This window comes from Chitinophaga sp. (assembly GCF_036569125.1).
Lineage (GTDB): Bacteria > Bacteroidota > Bacteroidia > Chitinophagales > Chitinophagaceae > Chitinophaga.
Genome location: NZ_DATCRF010000132.1, coordinates 1 through 21,092, shown reverse-complemented (window position 1 = coordinate 21,092; position 21,092 = coordinate 1). Strand labels below are relative to the sequence as shown.

The 21,092-nt window shown below is 46.7% G+C and carries 16 protein-coding genes; 12 read left to right on the top strand and 4 right to left on the bottom strand.

The genetic code is table 11. From position 1 onward, the window contains the following. The first annotated feature begins 118 nt into the window (after positions 1 to 118). The gene (locus VIM87_RS04780) at positions 119 to 2,365 is read left to right on the top strand and encodes a GH92 family glycosyl hydrolase (protein WP_331995873.1); all 2,247 of its coding nucleotides are present in this window, start codon (positions 119 to 121) and stop codon (positions 2,363 to 2,365) included. Positions 2,366 to 2,368: 3 nt separating this feature from the next. Here VIM87_RS04780 and VIM87_RS04775 read toward each other — a convergent pair whose 3' ends face one another. Next, positions 2,369 to 3,271: a hypothetical protein gene (locus VIM87_RS04775; RefSeq protein WP_331995872.1), complete on the bottom strand. Its 903-nt coding sequence runs from the start codon at positions 3,269 to 3,271 to the stop codon at positions 2,369 to 2,371. A gap of 358 nt (positions 3,272 to 3,629) precedes the next feature. Here VIM87_RS04775 and VIM87_RS04770 point away from each other — a divergent pair, with 358 nt between their 5' ends. The 5 genes from VIM87_RS04770 to VIM87_RS04750 all read left to right on the top strand — a co-directional run bounded on the left by VIM87_RS04770 (position 3,630) and on the right by VIM87_RS04750 (position 7,182). After that, positions 3,630 to 3,803 carry a hypothetical protein gene (locus VIM87_RS04770; RefSeq protein ID WP_331995871.1) on the top strand — a complete coding sequence of 58 codons (174 nt, stop codon included), beginning with the start codon at positions 3,630 to 3,632 and terminating at the stop codon, positions 3,801 to 3,803. Then, positions 3,781 to 3,930, top strand: coding sequence for a hypothetical protein (locus tag VIM87_RS04765; protein WP_331995870.1), 150 nt, complete (start codon positions 3,781 to 3,783; stop codon positions 3,928 to 3,930). The genes VIM87_RS04770 and VIM87_RS04765 overlap by 23 nt, the downstream gene beginning before the upstream one ends. A 37-nt stretch (positions 3,931 to 3,967) precedes the next feature. Further along, positions 3,968 to 4,975, top strand: a complete 1,008-nt coding sequence (locus tag VIM87_RS04760) for a bestrophin family protein (RefSeq protein WP_331995869.1) — start codon at positions 3,968 to 3,970, stop codon at positions 4,973 to 4,975. A gap of 84 nt (positions 4,976 to 5,059) precedes the next feature. Continuing rightward, positions 5,060 to 6,352 carry an NAD(P)/FAD-dependent oxidoreductase gene (locus tag VIM87_RS04755; protein ID WP_331995868.1) on the top strand — a complete coding sequence of 431 codons (1,293 nt, stop codon included), beginning with the start codon at positions 5,060 to 5,062 and terminating at the stop codon, positions 6,350 to 6,352. A gap of 53 nt (positions 6,353 to 6,405) precedes the next feature. Beyond that, the gene (locus VIM87_RS04750; RefSeq protein WP_331995867.1) at positions 6,406 to 7,182 is read left to right on the top strand and encodes a succinate dehydrogenase cytochrome b subunit; all 777 of its coding nucleotides are present in this window, start codon (positions 6,406 to 6,408) and stop codon (positions 7,180 to 7,182) included. A gap of 11 nt (positions 7,183 to 7,193) precedes the next feature. On the opposite strand, the gene VIM87_RS04745 is transcribed toward VIM87_RS04750, so the two are convergent. Next, positions 7,194 to 7,391: a hypothetical protein gene (locus VIM87_RS04745; protein ID WP_331995866.1), complete on the bottom strand. Its 198-nt coding sequence runs from the start codon at positions 7,389 to 7,391 to the stop codon at positions 7,194 to 7,196. A gap of 349 nt (positions 7,392 to 7,740) precedes the next feature. After that, a complete protein-coding gene (locus tag VIM87_RS04740) occupies positions 7,741 to 10,119 on the bottom strand; it encodes a hypothetical protein (protein ID WP_331995865.1) in 2,379 nt (792 codons plus the stop codon). Positions 10,120 to 10,430: 311 nt separating this feature from the next. On the opposite strand from VIM87_RS04740, the gene VIM87_RS04735 reads away from it, so the two are divergent. The 6 genes from VIM87_RS04735 (at position 10,431) to VIM87_RS04710 (ending at position 20,879) form a co-directional block, all read left to right on the top strand. Beyond that, on the top strand, positions 10,431 to 10,973 hold the full coding sequence (locus VIM87_RS04735) for an RNA polymerase sigma-70 factor (protein WP_331995874.1): 543 nt from the start codon (positions 10,431 to 10,433) through the stop codon (positions 10,971 to 10,973). Positions 10,974 to 11,038: 65 nt separating this feature from the next. After that, positions 11,039 to 12,175 carry a FecR family protein gene (locus VIM87_RS04730; protein WP_331995864.1) on the top strand — a complete coding sequence of 379 codons (1,137 nt, stop codon included), beginning with the start codon at positions 11,039 to 11,041 and terminating at the stop codon, positions 12,173 to 12,175. 195 nt (positions 12,176 to 12,370) lie between these two features. Then, the gene (locus VIM87_RS04725) at positions 12,371 to 15,823 is read left to right on the top strand and encodes a TonB-dependent receptor (RefSeq protein ID WP_331995863.1); all 3,453 of its coding nucleotides are present in this window, start codon (positions 12,371 to 12,373) and stop codon (positions 15,821 to 15,823) included. A gap of 11 nt (positions 15,824 to 15,834) precedes the next feature. Further along, on the top strand, positions 15,835 to 17,514 hold the full coding sequence (locus VIM87_RS04720) for a RagB/SusD family nutrient uptake outer membrane protein (RefSeq protein ID WP_331995862.1): 1,680 nt from the start codon (positions 15,835 to 15,837) through the stop codon (positions 17,512 to 17,514). A gap of 40 nt (positions 17,515 to 17,554) precedes the next feature. Next, complete coding sequence (locus VIM87_RS04715) at positions 17,555 to 19,255, top strand: hypothetical protein (protein ID WP_331995861.1); 1,701 nt, start codon at positions 17,555 to 17,557, stop codon at positions 19,253 to 19,255. Positions 19,256 to 19,643: 388 nt separating this feature from the next. Then, positions 19,644 to 20,879, top strand: coding sequence for a DEAD/DEAH box helicase (locus VIM87_RS04710; RefSeq protein ID WP_331995860.1), 1,236 nt, complete (start codon positions 19,644 to 19,646; stop codon positions 20,877 to 20,879). Here the strand turns inward: VIM87_RS04710 and VIM87_RS04705 are convergent. Further along, on the bottom strand, positions 20,880 to 21,092 hold a 213-nt coding region (locus tag VIM87_RS04705), incomplete at its 5' end, for a dual specificity protein phosphatase (RefSeq protein ID WP_331995859.1).

The following is a 21,092-nucleotide window of genomic DNA, read 5'->3' as shown; positions in this document are numbered from 1 at the left end:
TTCCCGGAAGTATTCAGAAATGATGCTGGATAATATCAGTGGCGGCGGAAAAGCCATCAGGGATTTCCGTTCATAAAATTTATCATTAACGGCGTTACATTGTCTATAAATTAACAAGATGAATATAAGACTCTATGCAAGTATCATGTTCCTGTTCTGTTTTGCGCCCTGTTTTGCACAAAAGAATATAGAATATGTAGACCCTACCATAGGCAATGTAGCGCCGTTATTGAATCCTAACCGGCCGGTCGTTCATCTCCCGAACCAGATGGTACGGGTGTTCCCCAACAGAAAAGATCATCTGGACGACCAGATCACGGATTTCCCTTTACTGGCGCAGAACGTGATCACGCCACAGATGGTCTTTTCGGTTAAACCTACCGATACCGTTTTTAAAGGCCGTTTAACTTTTGATTACGATCATGAGATCACGCATCCCTGGTATTACAGTACCCAGCTCACAGAGCCCGATGTACAGGTAGCCTATACTGCCGGGGAAAGAACGGGTATTTACCGTTTCACCTTTCCCAAAGGCGTACAAAAACATTTACTGTTATCACATTATTATCCAAAAGGTGAGTATACTTTTGACGGGCCTGATGCCGTTGCAGGTACAGAGTATGTGAATGATGCCAATCATAAACAAAAAGGCGTAGCCTATATGTACGGCGTATTTTCCGGCAAACCGCAAAGCGGTATTACCACCGGCGAAAAGCACTGGACTGGTTACACGGTGACCGGCATACCACCAAAACTAACAGAAGCCAATGGTATAAAGGCCTGGGTGAGCTACCCGGTAAGCGATACTGCTACCACTGTGGAGTTCCGTTATGCCATCTCTTTCATTAGCCGTGAGCAGGCTAAAAAGAACCTGGAAGCAGAGCTGAAAGGCGTAACGTTTGATGTGCTGAAGAACAGGGGCCAAGCCGCATGGGCAAAAGCCCTGGGCCAGATAGAAGTAGAAGGCGGCACCCTGGCGCAGCGCCGCAGTTTTTATACCGCCCTGTACCGCTGTTATGTGCGGATGGTTAACATTACCGAACAGGGAAAATATTTTAGCGGCTACGATAACCAGGTACATGAAGATAAACAACCTTTTTATACAGATGATTATGCCTGGGGTAATTACCTGGCCTTACACCCGCTGCGCTGTATCCTGGATCCGGAGCTGGAAGGCGTTATGCTGCAATCATTCGTGAACATGTATACGCAAAGCGGTTTGATGCCCGAATATCCGAAGCTATATGGCGACAGGCCCGGCATGTTTGGTTTTCACTCCTCCGTTATTTTCCTGGATGCTTACCGCAAAGGCGTTCGCAACTTTGATACAAAGAAAGCACTGGAAGGGATGTTAAAGAGTGAGGATAAGTATACGCTGCTGCCTGGCCGTAAAGACCGTAAAGGAGCTTTGGATAGCTTTTACGACGCAAAGGGCTATTACCCCGCCCTGCACCCCGGCGAAGCTGAAACAGACCCGCTGGTATTGCTACGGCCGGGACAAAAACGTTCATCCGTTGCCATTACCCTGGCCAATAGTTATGACAGCTGGGCCCTGAGCGAATTTGCAAAAGAGCTGGGCGATACCGCTACCAGCAGCCGTTACGCCGCCCGCAAATATAATTATAAGAACCTGTGGAGCGAACAAGCAGGTATGTTTATGCCTAAAGATGCCAAAGGAGAATGGATCAATATTGATCCTAAAATAGATGGCGGCCATGCGGGTCTGGATTATTATAATGAAAATAATGGCTGGACCTATATGTGGAATGTACAGCAGGACCTGCCGGGACTACGTATGTTGATGGGTGGCAGCCAGAAGATGGAACAGCGCATGGACCAGCTTTTTCATGAAGGCCTGGACCGCAGTAAATATGATTTCTGGGATAAGTACCCTGATGCAACCGGTATGACAGGCCAGTTCTCCATGGGTAACCAACCCACATTTTTCATCCCTTATATTTTCAACTACACCAGCTCACCCTGGAAAACCCAGAAGTGGACCCGCTTTATTCTCGACACCTGGTTTAAAGACGACATTTTTGGTGTACCCGGCGATGAAGATGCCGGCTCTATGTCGGCCGTGGTGGTGTTTTCGGCCATGGGCTTTTTTCCCATAACACCGGGGCTGCCGGAATATACTATTACCAGCCCGGTGTTCAGTAAGGTAATTATTCACCTGCATAACGGGAAAAAATTTACTGTGATCGCGCGCAACTCATCCCGCGTAAATAAATACATCCAAAGCGCTAGTTTGAATGGTAAGGCGTTGCCTGGTCCCTGGTTCTCACACCAGGAGCTGATGAACGGGGGAACGCTGATATTGGAAATGGGAGAAAAGCCGGGAAAGATTGGAGCGGGGAGGTAAGTTTTACTTCTTTTTTCTAAATATGTTTTTCACTGCACTTAAAATGCTAAATTCCTCTTTGGGGTTATCAGGATCTTTTAAGTCAAGCTTTAATGTGGCTACTTCATATAATGGGGAGGTCATATTATTCAGGTTGGCTTCTACTTCATCCATTTTAACCCACTTTCTGAACTTCTTCTGTAACGCTAATATTTCTGGAGTTTCATAATCTGGGGTTGTCCAGTCAAAAAGCTTGACATAAACAACATCGGGGAGTATTTCATTTACTTCGATCCCATTAGGGAAAGTACTTACCAGCTTCTTATCAAAATATTTCCAGCTACCGGGGCCAAACCACATTTCAGGTGCCGCCATTAGGTACATTTCATAGGTTTGGATCTCATGTCCGGGATTTTTTGAAATATCAATTACCGGACCAAACGACTTACCCAATACTAGATCTTCCATTTTATCCAGATGTTCATGAGGTTTGCCAAACGTGATATAATTTTGAACAAAGCGTTCACTCTGCCACTTGGCTTTCAGGAAGTCCATTCCAATGATGGTTGTAAATCCACATTCAGCTGATTTTTTTATTAACCGCTCGTAATCTAATTTTTCTACCTCTTTAAGTCCAATTGCAAAAACCTCCAGATTATAATAAGGTTCTCTTCTAAAGACAACCGCATTAACGCTTACCATTCCATGGTCATCAATATTTTTTCCATCATGCAGATCAAAAATGTGGTCATTATTTGTAGAAAGGTCTGTTGCTACATCATCAACATTACTAAACCAGTCCCCATCTGGAAAAGATGTAACTGAACTTATAACGTTAATATCAAATTTTACTACATCATGGATAAACAAAAATGCTGCACCACTATCTTTGAATGTCCCTAAAGGAAATGAAATTCTAATATCCATATCGATTCATATTGTGAATGAAAGACCATACCCCCCTGTTTCATTACCGGACTTTATACATTGAATTCTAAATGATAGATTACCTAAAACTTAATATAATAGAGGGCGAAATAAAGCTATTCAAAAATATGAAAAGAGAGCGTTTCAGAGAAGGAATGCGACGATGAGGTGAAAAGATCCCCTAAATATAGTGAACACATTCGTCAACTCACGAAATATCGTGAAAATCCTATCCTCTCTTTTGTTGTAATTGACTTATAACCATTGTCTTACGCGCATGGCATATGCCTTGCAAATTCCACCCGCATTCACAGCACATAAGCACAAACCACATTTTTAACCTTCAAAATCATTACATATGAAAGCGCTCTCCTTTCTGTTCCGCAACATTTTCCCGGACAAAGAAGCCAAACCAGTACCGGAGCTTGTACAAACAGCACTGGAACCGGTACATGAAAAAGATCCCAGCCAGGGCGGTGAATTCCTGGATGATTTTGTAACCATGGAAGATGAACCCCGGGAGCAGGATTAACATTAACCCATCCATCCGCGGCATCATCATCATAAAAGCAAATGATTATGACCATGCCGTGGCCATTGCCCAAAGGGCGCCGGTGCCGGAGCTGGGCGGAACGGTAGAGATCCGCATGGCGGTTTAAGCCAGGAAGTATCCATAAAATTTAATTATTAGAACACATGCATGTAGGTAAATCGTATAAATTATCAGAATTCCTTATCTGGACCAGGAGAAAGATCTATGCATTGCTGGTTTTGGGCATTATACCCGTGCTCCTGTACCAGGTGATGGGTATAAAATGGCTGGCAGTACCCTGGACGGTAGTAGCGCTTTTGGGAACAGCAACCGCTTTTATTGTGGGTTTCAAAAATACCCAAACCTATTACCGTACCCGGGATGCCCAGCAGGTATGGACCAACATCTTAAACAGCAGCAGGGCATGGGCCATACTGAGCAGGGATTACCTGCATGATCCTGAAAAAACAAGAACACTCATCTACCGCCATTTTGCCTGGCTTACCGCTATGCGTTACCAGATGCGGGAAGACAGGATCTGGGAAGGAACGGATAAAAGATACAATGCAGAGTACCGGCGGTATTACACGATCCCTGAAAAAGAAACCACTCTTGAAACAGCGCTGGAAAAATATCTACCGGATCATGAGCGGCATTACATTCTTGGCACAAAGAATAAGGCCACCCAGATAATGGGCATGCAGGGTAAAAGTATCAGGGAGCTTTATGATAGCCAGCAGATTGCCCTGGCCCAGTTTATGGAGATGCAAAAAGCGCTCAATAATTTTTACGTACAGCAGGGGCAATGCGAGTCCATCAAAGATGCGCCCTATCCCAGGCAGTATTCTGTTATTAACACGTTTTTCGTACGGCTGTTTTGCTTTTTGCTGCCTTTTGGCATGTTACAGGAGTTTGATAAGCTGAACAGCAGCCTGGAGGGGATCATGAAAGGTAACATGGTATGGCTGGTGGTTCCTTTCAGTGTTATTATTTCCTGGATGTACACTTCCCTGGAGCAGGTAGGAGAGAGCACGGAAAACCCGTTTGAAGGCAGCGCCAATGATGTGCCGATCTCGCAAATGTGCCGGGCCATTGAAATAGACCTCCGGGAAATGATCGGTGAGCAGGATACGCCGTCCTACCTGCAGCCGAGGAACAATATCATTCTGTAACCGGCACAGCAGCAAAAAAAATCACAGGTTTTTGTCCAGAAATGAAACTTCAGTTGTTATTGATGTGTAATAAATAATAAAAAGATGGAAACCAATCAAACAACAAAGAAACAGGTGGTGGTGATCGGGGGCGGTTTTGCAGGGCTGAATTTCGTTCAGCACCTGTTTCATAACCAATATTACAACGTAACAGTGGTTGACAAGAACAACTATAATTACTTTACGCCGCTTTTGTACCAGGTGGCTACCAGCTTCCTGGAGCCTTCCAGCATCAGCTACCCGTTCAGGAAGCTCTTTAAGAAAAAAGGCATTGCTTTCAGGATGGCGGCGCTGTTACGGGTAGATACTGCTGCGAATAAATTGTATTTAAGCGATGGGGGTGAGCTGCATTATGATGTGCTGGTTTTTGCAGCCGGTTCCAAAACCAATTTCTTCGGGAACGATGCCCTTCGTCACAGTACCTTTTCACTGAAAGGTATTGATGACGCGCTTTATATGCGCAATGAGCTGATCAAAACCCTTGAAAGGGCAGTTATTGAGCAGGACCCCATAGAGAAAAAGCGGCTGCTCACCATCGTGATCGCCGGCGGGGGCCCAACCGGTGTAGAGGTGGCCGGCATGCTGGCAGAAATGAGAAAATACATCCTGGGCCACGATTATCCCGAGCTGAAAAATACGCCGACAGAGATCCATGTAATAGACGGCGCAGCTAACCTGCTGGCTCCTATGAGCGATAAAACGCATAAGGAAGCATATAAAGAGCTGGAGAAATTAGGGGTGCTTGTAAAGCTGAACACACAGGTTAAAAGTTATGAAAATGACCGGGTGCATTTGTCGGATGGGACCATTATTGAAACCAAAAGCCTGATATGGGCAGCAGGCGTTATAGCCAACACTTTTGAAGGCATCTCAGATCAAAGCATTGGCAAAGGCCGGAGAATGATCACCGACGCCTTTAACCGGGTGCAGGGTTATGAAAATGTGTACGCCATTGGCGATATCAGCATCCAGTTTACAGACAGCGCTTACCCTAACGGCCACCCGCAGCTTGCCCAGCCGGCTATTCAGCAGGGTAAGGCGCTGGCTAAAAATTTATTGCGTATGGCCAAGGGCCGCCCAATGAAGCCGTTCAAATATTTTGACCGTGGCGATATGGCCATCATCGGCCGGCAGTTTGCCGTAGCTGACCTTTTTAAGCACAAGGTTCACTTAGGCGGTTTGCTGGGCTTACTAAGCTGGCTTTTTATTCACCTTGTTTCCCTGGTTAATTATAACAACCGCATAAAAACATTGTATAACTGGGCCGTGGCCTATACCACCCGCGACCAGGCATTAAGAATGATCTTCCGGTCCGGGAACCGGGAGAACAAGTATTGATCCCCTCCCTTAGTGGAGATAGGCGCTTATCCACAACATAAAAAGATCTATTCATGAACTTTAAGCAATTCTTTAACTCATCCCTTGGTAAAAAGCTGATCATGTCCATGACGGGCCTGTTCATGTGCCTGTTCCTGATCGTACACCTGGGAGGAAATCTTACCTTATTTGCGGGCGATGAGGGTTATACCTTTAACATCTACGCACATTTTATGACGCACTTTCCGCCAGTGGAAATAATCAGCTATATCCTGTATATCTCCATCCTGGTGCATGCACTGTACGCGTTGATACTTACCATACAGAACCGGAGGGCCAGGCCTGTTAAATATGCGGTGGCTCCAAAAGCGCCTGTTAAATGGGCTTCCCTGAATATGGGCCTGCTGGGCAGCATTATATTCTTATTCCTCATTGTGCATATGAGCAATTTCTGGGGCCGGTATAAGTTTACAGAAGGAACTTACCGGGAATACCACAAGCACCTTTTAACCGGCGAATTAACGTCAACGGAGTACAAACCGCTTTCCCCACAGTTTGAATACGCGGTTACCACAGAAAATAATATTGAGATCGTGAGGGTGAAAGACCTGTATGTTATAGTAGCACACAGCTTTAGCCTTTTATGGTATGTGATGCTGTACCTGGTGGCGATGGTAGCAGTTTCCTATCATTTATACCATGGCTTTCAAAGCGCTTTCAGAACAGCAGGCTGGGTGCATAAAAAATATACGCCCATTGTGCAGTTCACAGGCATCTGGATCTTTGCGGTTATTATTCCGCTGGCGTTTGCCTCCATGCCTGTTGTATTTTATATAAAGTCTTTGTTCTGATTAAGGGGAAGTTAGTTGCTTTCCTGGGTGCTCAATACCCGGAAGCCATAATGGCCATTCTCTCCGGAAGCGCCCCAGGTGGCTGTAATGTAGTGTTCAATTTTACTGATCGCAATTTCTTTTGATGATGCTGTTTCCTGCAGGTATTCTATTTCCATTTCTCCGGTCCGGTCTATTACAGCAAATAATAACTTAACGTGGTATGGCATTTTCATAAGTTTAGGTAAAGGATAAAAAGGAGAGCCGCCCTAAAAAGAGCGGCTCTGGTATCCAATTGTTTGTTAACCCCAAAGTAAAAATGTCTTTAAAGAATTCTTCATAGGATAGTTGGAAAATATTCACTGTTTCGTTGAATCAAAGATATAGTGGGATTGAACATTTATGCTAACATTTATGTGTGATCAAATATTCACGAAAATGAATGCCTGATCAATCATAAGTGGTTAAAAATGAATGTTATAGTGTTGTCAAATGTTAACGGTTCCGTTAACAAATGGTGTTGCAACATTTAGTTGTCCCACGAACATTTATTTTTAGCCTTTATAAATAAAATAGTGTTTAGTTGCTTATAGTAATAGCGGCGGAAGGCGCTACAGGTGTATAGGTTATGCTGCAATCTCCTTTCCCATCACTGCGCACTTTTTTTACTGCTTTCCCATCCACGCTGAAAGTATGCTCAGCGCCGGGTTGCAGCCCATGAATGTTATAAGTGAGCGGGCTAAGGCCGGGCGCCGTAATGGTTTGGGTCCAGCTCATGTTATCAGCATTCCAGTTTTTTATGTTAATGGTTAAAGGGTTATTGGTGGTAACCTGTAACGCAGCGCTGCTGTTGTCATCATCAAAATAAAAAACATTGTTTTTTGTGGCCTTAAAGCCAAAGCGTTTAGGGCTGCTTATTTTAAATACCTTATTGGATACGGAGTAGCTATTATGGTCAAGGGTTATAAGCAGGCGCTGGTGCTGGTAGTTATAGTTAAGCTCCGTGCCTGCCAGCGCAGGGGTAATATGCGGATCCAGCAGCAAACGGTTATACAGGGGATTAATGCCATAAATAGCCTGGTATAACCCTACGATGGAAAGGCTGTTGCCGGATAAGATATCATCACCCCGGCCATCCTGCTTAATGCGGCCGTAACGCTGAAACGCAAGCCCGTCTTTGTTGTATTGCTCCAGCACATTTTTTACATACTTCAGCGCAATTTCCGGATCGTATGCTGCATAGGCCTTAATGGCAACAGAGCCCCAGGATAAGAACAGGTCCCCGTTCTCATATTCAGGAAAGGGGTACTGGGATTCCCGGCCTTCCCCTGCAGCGTAGGAGGTCATTGCCAAAGGCCAGAAGAAAAGCTGCTCCTTTACCATTTGCTGCTCAATATTATCCAGGATCAATTTAGCCCTGCTGGCATCATCACAGATCCCGTAAGCAATAGCCATAAAGTTAACAGGGGTTACCATGTTGCGCCCATGCGGCTGCTGCGCTTTATCCAGCCAGTGTACATAGCACTGATTTTCCTGGTCCCAGAAACCGCCATTGCTTACCGGTTTATTAAAGCTGCTTTTCAGCTTAGCGGCAAAAGCTTTATACTGCTGTTCCTTTGCGGGGTTGCCCAGCTGGCCTTCAATAGCGGCCCATTTGGTTAAAGCCAGGTAAAGCTTGGCATTTACGAAAGCATTTTCATACGATGCCCAGATAATATCTATCCAGTCGCTGGAACGTTTTTGTTCCTGTGAATCGGTCATCATTTCCACCAGCCCGTTATTGTTAACATCTCTTTTCAGGATCCAGTCCAATGCCTTTTCACAGCTGCGCTGGTGGCTTTTAACCCAGCTTTTATTGCCCGTCATATCGTAGAGCTCTGCCACATTCGTAACAAAGTCTGGGTTTGAATCCATCAGGATGCCCCACTGTGCTTCATAAAAGCCTTCTTTGTTATATGCGCCCGGCATGGCATCTTCATTCGTATAAGCCCAGCGGGAATACACCCGCCCGTCAGGTTTTATAGCATGATCCCGGTAATAATCAAGGCAGCTTTGATAACCACTCAGGTAATCGGGATCATTAATGCCCAGGCCCATTTGCGCTATATATTGTTCATGCAGGCAAATAGGGCCGTAAGGCGTGTGCCAGCTGTTGCCGCCAAAATGCAGGGAATCTATCACGCCTATCCTGGCAATGGTATTCAGCACAGCGCTTACGGCTGTTCCGTTTATACCGGCAAATTTCCCCCGGCCGTATTTTTCATTAAAATCAAAATAGCTGAATGTTATACGCTGGGTGCTGGCGCCGGCCGGCATCGTAAAGGGCGCCCAAACATCGGTTCTGTTCCTTACAAATAAGCGCCGGTTGGTTCCGCTATCCGATCCGGGGATCATGGCGTTATTGGAAACAGTAACGGTATACGCCAGCCTGTTATCGTTTGTACGGCTGTATTTCATGGCTACCTGCTTACCCGGTGCATCCACAGCTACGGTTAAGCCATTCCCGCTTTTACTGTTCCAGAAATTGGATGATCTTGTATGTACGCCGTAAGTGGATTCCTTTTCATTAAAAAGATAGAACCACGCTAAGCCGCCGTAACCCTGGTAGGCGCCTTCCCAGGTATCTATATTGTTAAAGTTCAGGACGGGCATACCGGCTTCCTCCGCCTTTACTGCCCGGGGCAGCGCTCTTTTTATTTCCCACTGAATAGCCTCACCAACCCTGGTGAAGATCCAGCTTTCTTGGATGGTAATATTTTCATTGCCATAGCTAATACCGCTGATGATAGTCCTTTGCGGGGTTTGCTGAACAACGGGTTTTTCTTTCAGGTGCATGGAAGAGTAAAGCATGCCTGCTGCTTTTACCGCAGTATAGATCCCGTCTTTGCTGCTGATAACTTCCTGGCCGTTAATAACAAGCGAGGTAATACTTGCCTTATTATCGCAGTCAATGGTCATGGTAATTTTCGGACTGCTGACGCGGAATATACTTGAGTCCTTACGTGGGCTGCCCTGGCTGATCACCGGCAGCAATAAACCTGAAAAGCAGGTGATTACCAAACAGAGATTTTTTATAAACATCTTACTTGCGGGTATTATAAACAGATGTAATGATCTGAAATTTTTTTCTAAGATAGGATAGCATGGGATGGAAGTGTCAAAAAATACACTTTAATTGTCAATTAGTATAGTTATCAATTCCGCTGTTGAAACACGTAAATTTCATGTGAGAAATGCTCCGATACAATTCATTGAGTGATTTGGAATTGGTGGAGTTGCTGAGGACCGGCGATCAAAACGCGTTTGCTGAAATATATGAACGCTACTTTGAGCTGCTTTATTTACACGCCTACAACCGGCTAAGGGACAAGGACGAAGCCAAGGACCTGGTACAGGAACTCTTTTCACACCTATGGTCTAAACGCAGCACGCTGGAACCAAAGACCAATTTTTCCAATTACCTGTATACCTGGGTACGGAACCGTGTGCTTAATGCCATTGCACATAAGCAGGTGGAAGAAAAGTACCGTGCTGCCCTGCCGGGCTGGATCAGCGGCACAGAAGCGCTTACAGACCACCGGGTACGGGAGCGGCAGCTGGCGGCCATCATAGAAAGGGAGATCCGGGCCTTACCTCCAAAAATGCGTGAGGTGTTTGAGCTAAGCCGCAAATCCAATCTAAGCTATAAGGAAATTGCAGAAAGGTTAAACCTGAGCGAGCAATCTGTAAGAAGCCACGTAAAGAATGCGCTGAGAGTACTGCGCATGCGGCTGGGCGTCCTGTTATACCTCTTCTTTATTTTTTACAAATAATTTTAAATTTATTACCCCCCTCACCGGTACCTTCCCTGTCTATCTATTACAAGACAGGAGTATACATGCAAAAACCGGACATACAGCATTTACTGGAAAAATACAGGACCGGCACTATCAGCCCGGAGGAGCTGGCTTTGCTGGAGGCCTGGTACCTGCAATGGCAGCCTGAAGACCAGGATATATCGCCGGAGGAATTACAGGCTATTAAGGCAGAGGTTTGGCAGTCTGTTAAGCCGCCGCCGGCAAGGGTTATCAAAACCCGGTCGTGGCCGCGCATAGCTGCAGCAGCATCCCTGCTGTTACTCGCTGCATCCGCTTATTATTTATTACAACCGCCTGCGCAGCCATCCAGACAAAAGCAGGTAGCAGCAAGCCCTGTGCATGATTTTAAACCGGGTGGCAACAAGGCTTTGCTAACCTTATCAAACGGTCAGCAAATTGTGCTCACGGATGCAAAAAATGGTAAGCTGGCAGACCAGGGATCTGTGACCGTAAATAAAACGGCCAATGGGCAGCTGGTGTATGGCGCCGGTACCGGCAATGCAGCTGCCAACATGATCTACAACACCCTGGCCACTCCCAGGGGAGGGCAGTATCATATTACCCTTACAGATGGTACACAGGTTTGGATGAATGCCGCATCTTCCATCACCTATCCTGTAACATTTACAGGCAATGAAAGAAAGGTAGTTGTAAACGGGGAGGTTTATTTTGAGGTAGCTCCTGATGTGAACAAACCTTTTAAAGTAACCACAGGCAACCAGGAAGTTACGGTACTGGGCACCCGCTTTAATGTAAATGGATATGCAGAGGATGCGGGTATCAGCACCACGCTGCTTTCCGGAAGCATTAAGGTCCGCAACCTTACCTCCGGACAATCCAGCTTACTGGCCCCGGGGCAGCAGGCCAGCATCTTTAAGAACCAGGCGCCCATACATATTAAAACAGTGAATGCTGAAGATGCTATTTCCTGGAAGAACGGGTACTTCCTGTTCGACAACCAGGATATCGGCAGCGTTATGAAAATTATGAGCCGGTGGTACGATGTAGATATCGAATACAGCAATTACAACAGGCAGGACCGGTTTGGCGGAACGTTTTCCCGTTCAGCCAACCTCTCGGAGATCTTACACAATTTAGAACAGGTGGGACCTGTTCATTTTAAAATGCAGGCTAACAAAATTATTGTTACAAATTAAGCACAACCAGGATCAGGAAATTCATCCATTAATTAACAGCAGGAACAGGAACGATCGGCCGATCAACAAGCTAATTCCAAACTTTTATCACAAGTAATCAGGCGCCTCTGATGCGCCCGGGCGGGTGGCTGTATGCAAAACCAGGTTATGTTAAAAAAAGCAAACTAATAGATCCAAATTAAATCTACTTAACAAATGTATAAGAACGTTATTGAATTACTTCTCAGGAGGGATCCCTATGCACATTCCACGTTTTTCCTGAGAACCAAGCTCACCTTCATCTTCTTAACGATCATGTTCCTGCAGGTGCAGGCAGCAACCTATGCGCAGAGGGTCACAGTAGTTGCGGAAAGGGCGCCCTTAACAGAAGTTATTGCCCAGATAAGAAAGCAAACGGACTATGATTTTCTGTATAACAATGTTACGCTGAAAAATGCCAGGCCCATTACCGTGAACGCCAGGAATATAGATCTTGTTAAAGTGCTGGACCTTTGTTTTGAAGACCAGCCCTTTAAATATGTTATCCGCAACAAGACCATCCTGATCCTGGAAAAGAACAGCAGCGTGCCTGTAAAACCTGTAAACGATATACAGGCGCTGAGAATATCCGGTGTGGTCAGGGATAGCAGCAACGGCGATCCTTTGCCCGGTGTAACTGTTGGCGTGGAAGGCACTGCCATTGGTACTAGCACAAACGGGAACGGAGAATTTTCAGTGGAGGCGCCGGGGCCTAATTCCATCCTGGTGTTTTCATTCATCGGGTACCTGACCCAGCGCATAACAGTGAATGAACAAGCCAATATGCAGGTTAACATGGTACGCATTGATACCAAGCTGGATGAAATAGTGGTAGTAGGTTATGGTACGCGCACCAAAGGCGCGGTTACCGGCGCTATCTCTACCGTTAAATCAGATGTGTTTGAGAACCGGCCATTGAACAACAGCTTTGATGCGCTGCAGGGCACCATACCGGGATTAACCATTACCAAAGGCAGCGGGCAGCCCGGTAAGCAAAGCTACGGCCTGCAGATCCGCGGTTACTCCTCTATAAACGGAAACCTGCCACTGGTGCTGGTAGACGGTATCCCGGGCGATATTAATACCATTAATACCAATGATATTGCAGAGGTATCTGTGCTGAAAGATGCAGCCGCCTCCATTTACGGCGCACGCGCTGCAGACGGTGTAATACTGGTAACCACCAAAAGAGGGCGGAAAGGCCCGCCGGAAGTTACCTACAGCGGCAACATTGGTTTAAAAACACCCACCTACCTGAGAAAGATCCAGAACACCTTACAGTTTGCAGAGTTTATGGATGAAGGATTGCGCAATGCCGGCATCAACGGTTTTTCACAGGAAGTATTTGATAAGATAAAAGCAAACGCGCCACCGGAGCTGGATGGCGGATGGAACTATGGTATTACCAGCTATCCTGGCTTTTACGGGTATACAAACTGGAATAAGGTTATTTACGGCAACTCCACACAGCAGCTGCATAACTTATCTGTTTCAGGCGGCGCAGATAATAATAACTACCTGCTCTCTGTAGGTTATAACCGCGATGAAGGTTCATTGAAATTCGGAGAGAACAGTTCTGAGCGGTACAACCTCCGGCTTAATTATGATTTCCGGCTCAGTAAAAAGCTAAGCATTGAAACCCGCAGCATTTTTGAGAACCAGGCCACGGTAACGCCTACTATGATCGATAATGCGCTTAGTAATGTGCCGCGCCAGTTCCCCTACCAGCCGGTGTATAACAGCGTAGGCCAGTTCTATGGATACCAGGGTTATGAAAACCCCGCCCAGTCGCTGGAAGAGGGTGGCCGGCAGCAGAATAATTTTTCCAGGTTTGCTACCAACCTGAAAATTGATTACAGCATTATACCCGGATTGAAATTAACCGGACAAACAGCCGTGAGATTTGATTACACCAATGAAAATGGGAATACGCGCACCTTTACCCGTTATAATTATGTAGGCGGGGTGCAGGATATACGTAACACACCTAATTCGGCCTATTATGCAAACCAGAAGCTGCTGAATAAATTATACCAGGCATACCTGGATTATAACCGGGAGTTTGGAGAGGATCATAAGATCAATATCACCGGTGGCGCATCACTGGAACAAACCCGGCGCGAAGGACAATCAACCACTGGCTACAATTTCGTTGGCAATAATATCTTTACCCTTAACCTGGCCGACCGTACGAAAGCCGCTTATGCAAATTTCACCGGCAACCTGGATAACCAGGCCCTGGCCTCTTATTTCGGCAGGTTAAGCTATTCCTATAAAGACAAGCTGATACTGGATGTAACAGCGCGTGCAGACGGCAGCTCCAAATTTGCCCCGGAAAAGCGCTGGAGCGCAGTGTTCCCCTCAGCAGCGCTGGCCTACAACTTATCGGAAGAAAGGTTTATTAAATCCCTGCGCACCTTTGACCTGTTAAAGCTCAGAGTATCTTATGGAAAAATGGGTAACCAGGAAATAGGCAAGTTAGGGCTCTATGATTACATTCCACTGGTATCTGTAAGCGGTAATTATCCTTTAGGATCCCCGAATGCCGGGCTCACAGGAGCCAATGCCAATCCCGCATCGGCCACAAGAACCTGGGAAACGATCGAGAATAAGAACATCGGTATGGATGTAGCGGTGTTCAATTCCCGGCTTACCTTCTCCTTTGATTATTACAATAAGATCAATAACGACATGCTGGTGAATATAGCAGTACCGGCTACTTACGGCGCTACGCCCCCCAGCACTAACCAGGGCAAGGTAGTGACCAAAGGTTTTGAAGTATCGGCTACCTGGAAAGATCACATCAATGATTTCCGGTACAGCGTATCAGTGCAGCTCAGCGATAGCCGGAACAAGCTGGTGGAGCTGAAGAACAGCGATAACTTCCAGGAAGGTTTGAACTTTACCAGGCAGGGTTATCCCATCTACTCTTATTTTGGATATGTATATGACGGCATCATTAAAACCCAGAAACAGCTGGATGAATATAAGCAGCTGCAGGGCGTACCGTCCAGGATCTCATTGGGCGATGTGATGTATAAAGATGTGGACGGAGATGGAAAGCTGACCGCTTTCGGCGATAAATCCAAAGGCCTTTCGGGCGATATGGTTTACCTGGGCAACCTGATACCCCGCTATACTTTTTCATCCAACATCACTATGGGTTATAAGCAATTTGACCTGCAGGTGTTCTTACAGGGCGTAGGTAAAAGGAATGTTATTTATGAAGGCGCCATCAGCACGCCCAATACTTTCTTCTGGCCCTCTTTAGCTTACTATGCTGATAAGACCTGGAGCCCCGAACGGCCGGATGCCAAATATCCCCGGTACCTTCCCGGCAGCGTAGGGTATGATGATATCAGGAGCTATGATTACCGCGCCTCCGCATTAACCCTGCAGAATGTAGCCTACCTGCGTTTTAAAGTGATCACGGTAGGGTACAATCTGCCCGCTGCTGTAGCCATGCGCATTAAAATGAAATCAGCCAGGATCTTCTTTAGCGGGCAGGACCTGTTCACTATATCAAAAGGAACATTAGGCGGCAACTTTGACCCGGAAGATGGTTACCGTAATGAAGGTACCTACCCGTTCAATAAAGTTTACTCACTGGGCATAAATGCTAAATTTTAAAAGAAGAGATCATGAAACTTACATATAGGTATATTATGCTGGGCCTGGTGCTATTCACTGTAACGGGCAGCAGCTGCAAGCGGGATCTGAACCTGGTATCACAGGACAGCATTACCGATTCCACCTTCTGGAAAACAGCGGCTGATTTTAAGCTGGCCGCAAATAATCTTTATAATGGGCTGGACCGGTTCGGGTTTGAGGATACGGAATCTGACATCGCGTTTAATTTCCCTAATTCCGTTAGTAACGGCAACCTGCAGCCGGCAGAAACATCCGGTCAATGGAACGATAGTTATGGCTATATCCGCTCCGCCAATAACATTATTGAAAAAGGCGCTGCCAGCGAGGATGCAGACATTAAGCGTTATGTGGCGGAAGCAAAGTTCTTCCGGGCCTGGTATTACTGGAAGCTGCTGCGTATTTATGGCGGTGTGCCCCTGATCACAAAAGTTTTATCGGCAGATGATCCTGCTTTATTTACGCCACGCTCAGGCCGGGGCGAAACAGCAGACCTTATTTTAAAGGACCTGGATGAAGCAAAGAATGATCTGCCTGCCCAGCCGGACCTTTCATCCTCAGATATAGGAAGGATCACCAAAGGCGCCGCGCAGGCTTTAGCCGCACGGGTAGCGCTGTTTGAAGGAACCTGGGAAAAGTTCAGGGGAGAGGCCGGTGCAGCCAAATACCTGGATGCTGCTGTTACAGCTTCACAGGCAGTTATTAACAGCGGCGCCTATACGCTGTATACAGGCAGCGGGGCGCAAAGCTACCGTTACCTGTTCCTGGAAGTGGGCGATGATTCACACGAAACCATCCTGGACCGCAGGTATGCAAGGAACATCCTGGGGCATGATATGCCTTACCAGTATGATGGAACAGGGTATAACCCCACACGGAAAATGGCAGACCTGTACCTGGATAAAAATGGCTTGCCCATTACAGCTGCCGGTAGTGTGTTTCATGGGTACAGCACTTTTAGCTCCGAATTCCAGGACCGGGATCCGCGTATGACCATGACCATGATCATACCAGGCACGCTTACCAACCGTGTATTCTTTCCCGTTACCAAAGTGGCTAACTGGCCGGATAAGCCGCAGCGTAACTTTAACACCGGTTATATCCTGTACAAATACATGTCTGAGGATCCGGTGGCCAACAACTCAGGCCAGCTGGGCGATGCCAGCCTGTTTGATTATGACCGGCACCTGATCCGTTATGCAGAAGTGCTGCTGATCTATGCAGAAGCGGTATATGAAAAGAATGGCTCCATCAGCGATAATGACCTGGCCCTTTCCATTAATAAGCTCAGGGACCGGGTGAATATGCCGCATCTCACCAATGCCTTTGTTACGGCGAATGGCCTTAACATGCGTACGGAGATCCGGCGGGAAAGAACCGTGGAGCTAACGCTGGAAGGTTTCCGGTACGATGATATACGGCGCTGGAAAACAGCAGAAACCGAATTGCCACAGGATGTGAAAGGGATTAAGATAACCGGCACAGAATGGGCTACCAGGGCGCCTTACAACGACCCAAGCTACCAGAACAAGGTAGATGCAAATGGTTTTCTGATAGCAGAAACCAGCAGGAAATTTGATCCCAATAAGGATTACCTGCAGCCGCTGCCCACGCGGGAAGTTGCCTTTTATTCCGCTAATGGAAAAACGCTGGAACAAAACCCGGGTTGGTAATAATTAAGGTATAATTGCACACAAATACGCATCATTAAAAATGAATAAAGGAATAAGATCATCGGTTTTTATAACAGCAGGCATAATATTTTTATGCCTGCTGTCTTCAGTTGGATATGCTTTTCAATCAGTAAAGAAAGCAGCGGAAACCAGGAACGGGCCTAAGATTGTGAACATTGTGAACTTTATCCGTTTACTGGAACCCCGGGATCCTAAGATCACGGAAGATGTGTTGTACCAAACGGTAGTGAAGCAGGTGGAGATCATGAAACAATACAAGCTGCCGGGAACTTTCTTATTACAATATGATGCATTAATGGATCCCCGGTACCAGCAGCTGTTAGCGGCACTGCCTAAAGGATCATTTGAAATAGGCGCCTGGTGGGAGATACCACAGCCGCTGGTGGAAAAGGCCGGCCTTAAATGGCGGGGCCGTTATCCCTGGGACTGGCACGCCAATATTGGTTTTTCAACCGGCTACACACCGGAAGAGCGGGAAAAGCTGATCGATGTTTACATGGCCGACTTTAAAAAGATCTTTGGTTACTATCCCCATTCAGTAGCCTCCTGGTTCATAGATGCGCACAGCCTGAACTATATGTATGAGAAGTATCACATAACAGCATCCGCTAACTGTAAAGACCAGTATGGAACAGATGGATATACGTTATGGGGCGGTTACTGGAACCAGGCCTATTATCCCAGTAAGATCAACTCTTATATGCCGGCGCAAAATGCGCAGCAGCAGATCCCGGTTCCCATTTTCAGAATGCTGGGCAGCGATCCTATCCGGCAGTATGATCAGGGCATAGGCTCAAACCGGCAGGGCGTTATCACCCTGGAGCCGGTGTATGAATTTGGCGGTGGCAGCGCATCCTGGGTGAGCTGGTTCTTTAAGACCTTTACAGAAGATGCGGCATTAGGTTTTAACTATACACAGGCCGGGCAGGAAAATTCCTTTACCTGGGATGGTATGTCAAAAGGATTTGAGATCCAGATGCCGCTTATTGCACAGCTGTGGAAAGCCGGCAAACTGCGCGTGGAAACCCTGGAGCAATCCGGCCTTTGGTTCAAAAAGAACTATAAGGTAACACCGCCTACCTCTTTCGCCGTTACCCAAGACCTGGAAGGCAGCAACCTGAAAACCATCTGGTTTAACAGCCGCTTTTACAGGATCAATATGTTATGGGAAAAGGAAGGCCTGCGGATCCGCGACATTCATTTGTTTAATGAGGCGCTGCCTGATGTATATACCACCCAGGTAGCTACCACTAACGAATGCACGTTCTTTACCCTTCCGGTAGTGGATGGGTACCTGTGGAGTAAGGCCGGTCAGATCGCAGGCCTGCGCTTTAAAGCATTGATAGACGGAGAGGAAGTGCTGTTAACCGGTAAAGATCCGGTATTCACCAACAGGGGTACGGGCGCTGTACACATCTCATGGCCCCTGACCACGGTAAGCGGTTCGCTGGAAATGGACCTGGATGAGAAAACCTTTACCATAAAACTGCTGAGCAGGCAGCCCTGTAACTGGTACCTGGACCTGAACACCGCCACAGATGCCAAGCTGCCTTTCCGGCAAATAACGCCTGCAAAAATTGACTGCAGCTTTGATGGAATGAATTATAAGCTGCCCGCCGGGAAAGGCGCCTTCTCAAAACCAGGTAACGGCGCGGTATTACGGCTGCAGCCGCAAATGAATGTTATTAGCCTGAACCTTGCAGATACCAAAGCGCATTAAACCTTAACTATGAAGAACAAAAAGGCCACCCTGAAAAGAGTGGCCATAATCATGTTATTTGTTAACCCCAAAAACTTACAGTTATTAGTTTTACAAGCAAATATTCATAGGATAATTGGATAGTCGTTATTCTTAATCTGCGATGAAGATACTATGCAAATAATTACGCGCCCTGACATGTACATGCTATTAAATTGTAAATGTGCATAGGATAAAGATCCGGGCAGAATTCCTGTAATTAAATAAATGTCAATGATTTACGGGTCTTATGTCAGATAAAATTGTTGTTGGCTGATCCGGGTCCGCTCTCTTTTCCTACTACTTTTTGCGCAGGTGGCCGGCGCAGCGCTCAGTTAACCCCCTGAAAATAAGCTATCTTTGTGCCCTCATGAAGTTTGAACAATACCGCATTGCGGAAGAAATTAAAAGAAGCCTGGAAGAGCAGGGCTTCAAACGCCCTACAGATATACAGTACAAGGCTATTCCATCTATTCTTAAGGGAGATGATGTGCTGGCCATTGCACAAACCGGCACCGGTAAAACAGCCGCTTTTGCCATTCCGGTAATTCAGCTGCTGCACCAGCAAAGCCGTTCCCGCACCAGGGGCGAAGTAAAGTGCCTGGTAATGGTGCCTACCCGTGAGCTGGCTATCCAGATCTCCGATGTATTTAAGCAGCTGGGTAAATATACCCGTGTGGATATTATGGGCCTTTTTGGCGGCGTGGAGCAGGAGGCGCAGATCAAAAAGCTGGATAAAGGAGTAGATATTTTAATTGCTACGCCGGGCCGTATGTTCGACCTCATCAGCCAGGGCCACCTGGATCTGAGCCATGTGCAAACCCTGATCCTGGATGAAGCGGATCATATGCTGGACCTGGGTTTCATCCGCGATATACGCGATGTGATCAAACACCTGCCCCGCAACCACCAGACCCTGTTCTTTTCCGCTACCATTGATGAAGAGATCAAGGACCTGGCTTATTCGATCGTCCGCAACCCCATCCGCATCCAGATCTCGCCGGATGATCCGGTATCCAAGAACGTAAGTCATTCCGTGGCCTTTGTGGAGATGGATGATAAGCGCTTTTTCCTGGAACGGCTGGTGAAAGAATTTCCGGAGAATAAGATACTGGTATTTGTACGTACCAAAGTGCGGGCAGAGCGTGTGGCGGCTGCTATGGAGCGGGTAGGTATTAAAACCCTGACCATGCATGGCGGTAAAGAGCAGGACGACCGTCTTACCGTAATGAAGGAATTTAAACAAGGCGATATAAAAATACTGATCACTACCGATGTGAATGCCCGCGGTATTGACATTCCCAACGTGGAATATGTAGTGAACTACGACCTGCCCGACGAGCCGGAGAACTATGTGCACCGTGTAGGCCGGACCGGCCGCGGCGTGCAAAAAGGCCAGGCCGTTAGCTTCTGTAGCCCGGAAGAAAAACCTATCCTGGATACTATACAATCCTTTCTGGGTAAAGAGATCCAGGTAATGAAAATAGATAAGAACGATTACCGCCAAACCATCAGCTTCTCTGAAGACATACCTAATGAGAACTGGCAGCTGCTGATAGACCAGCATGAAAAAGCGAAGAAGGAAGGCAAGCGGAAAAAGAAGTAGCTACACATGCGGTACAATCTTACTGACCGTTGCATTGTGTTCTTTTAACCAGGCTTCCATTTCTTTCAAACGTTGTACCTGCCCTGGCCTGGGGTTAATAAAGGTGCGTACTTTTTTTACTGTTGCAAAAGCATCGTCGTAAGTGGCGCCCATTTTTAACAGGTAGGCAATGGCCATGCTGGGACCTCTGCCCAGCCCCTGCCTGCAGTGAAT

Coding starts and splice junctions, on each gene's coding strand:
- VIM87_RS04780 (WP_331995873.1), top strand. CDS start 119: ATGAATATAAGACTCTATGCAAGTATCATGTTCCTGTTCTGTTTTGCG.
- VIM87_RS04775 (WP_331995872.1), bottom strand. CDS start 3,271: ATGGATATTAGAATTTCATTTCCTTTAGGGACATTCAAAGATAGTGGT.
- VIM87_RS04770 (WP_331995871.1), top strand. CDS start 3,630: ATGAAAGCGCTCTCCTTTCTGTTCCGCAACATTTTCCCGGACAAAGAA.
- VIM87_RS04765 (WP_331995870.1), top strand. CDS start 3,781: ATGAACCCCGGGAGCAGGATTAACATTAACCCATCCATCCGCGGCATC.
- VIM87_RS04760 (WP_331995869.1), top strand. CDS start 3,968: ATGCATGTAGGTAAATCGTATAAATTATCAGAATTCCTTATCTGGACC.
- VIM87_RS04755 (WP_331995868.1), top strand. CDS start 5,060: ATGGAAACCAATCAAACAACAAAGAAACAGGTGGTGGTGATCGGGGGC.
- VIM87_RS04750 (WP_331995867.1), top strand. CDS start 6,406: ATGAACTTTAAGCAATTCTTTAACTCATCCCTTGGTAAAAAGCTGATC.
- VIM87_RS04745 (WP_331995866.1), bottom strand. CDS start 7,391: ATGCCATACCACGTTAAGTTATTATTTGCTGTAATAGACCGGACCGGA.
- VIM87_RS04740 (WP_331995865.1), bottom strand. CDS start 10,119: ATGACCATTGACTGCGATAATAAGGCAAGTATTACCTCGCTTGTTATT.
- VIM87_RS04730 (WP_331995864.1), top strand. CDS start 11,039: ATGCAAAAACCGGACATACAGCATTTACTGGAAAAATACAGGACCGGC.
- VIM87_RS04725 (WP_331995863.1), top strand. CDS start 12,371: ATGTATAAGAACGTTATTGAATTACTTCTCAGGAGGGATCCCTATGCA.
- VIM87_RS04720 (WP_331995862.1), top strand. CDS start 15,835: ATGAAACTTACATATAGGTATATTATGCTGGGCCTGGTGCTATTCACT.
- VIM87_RS04715 (WP_331995861.1), top strand. CDS start 17,555: ATGAATAAAGGAATAAGATCATCGGTTTTTATAACAGCAGGCATAATA.
- VIM87_RS04710 (WP_331995860.1), top strand. CDS start 19,644: ATGAAGTTTGAACAATACCGCATTGCGGAAGAAATTAAAAGAAGCCTG.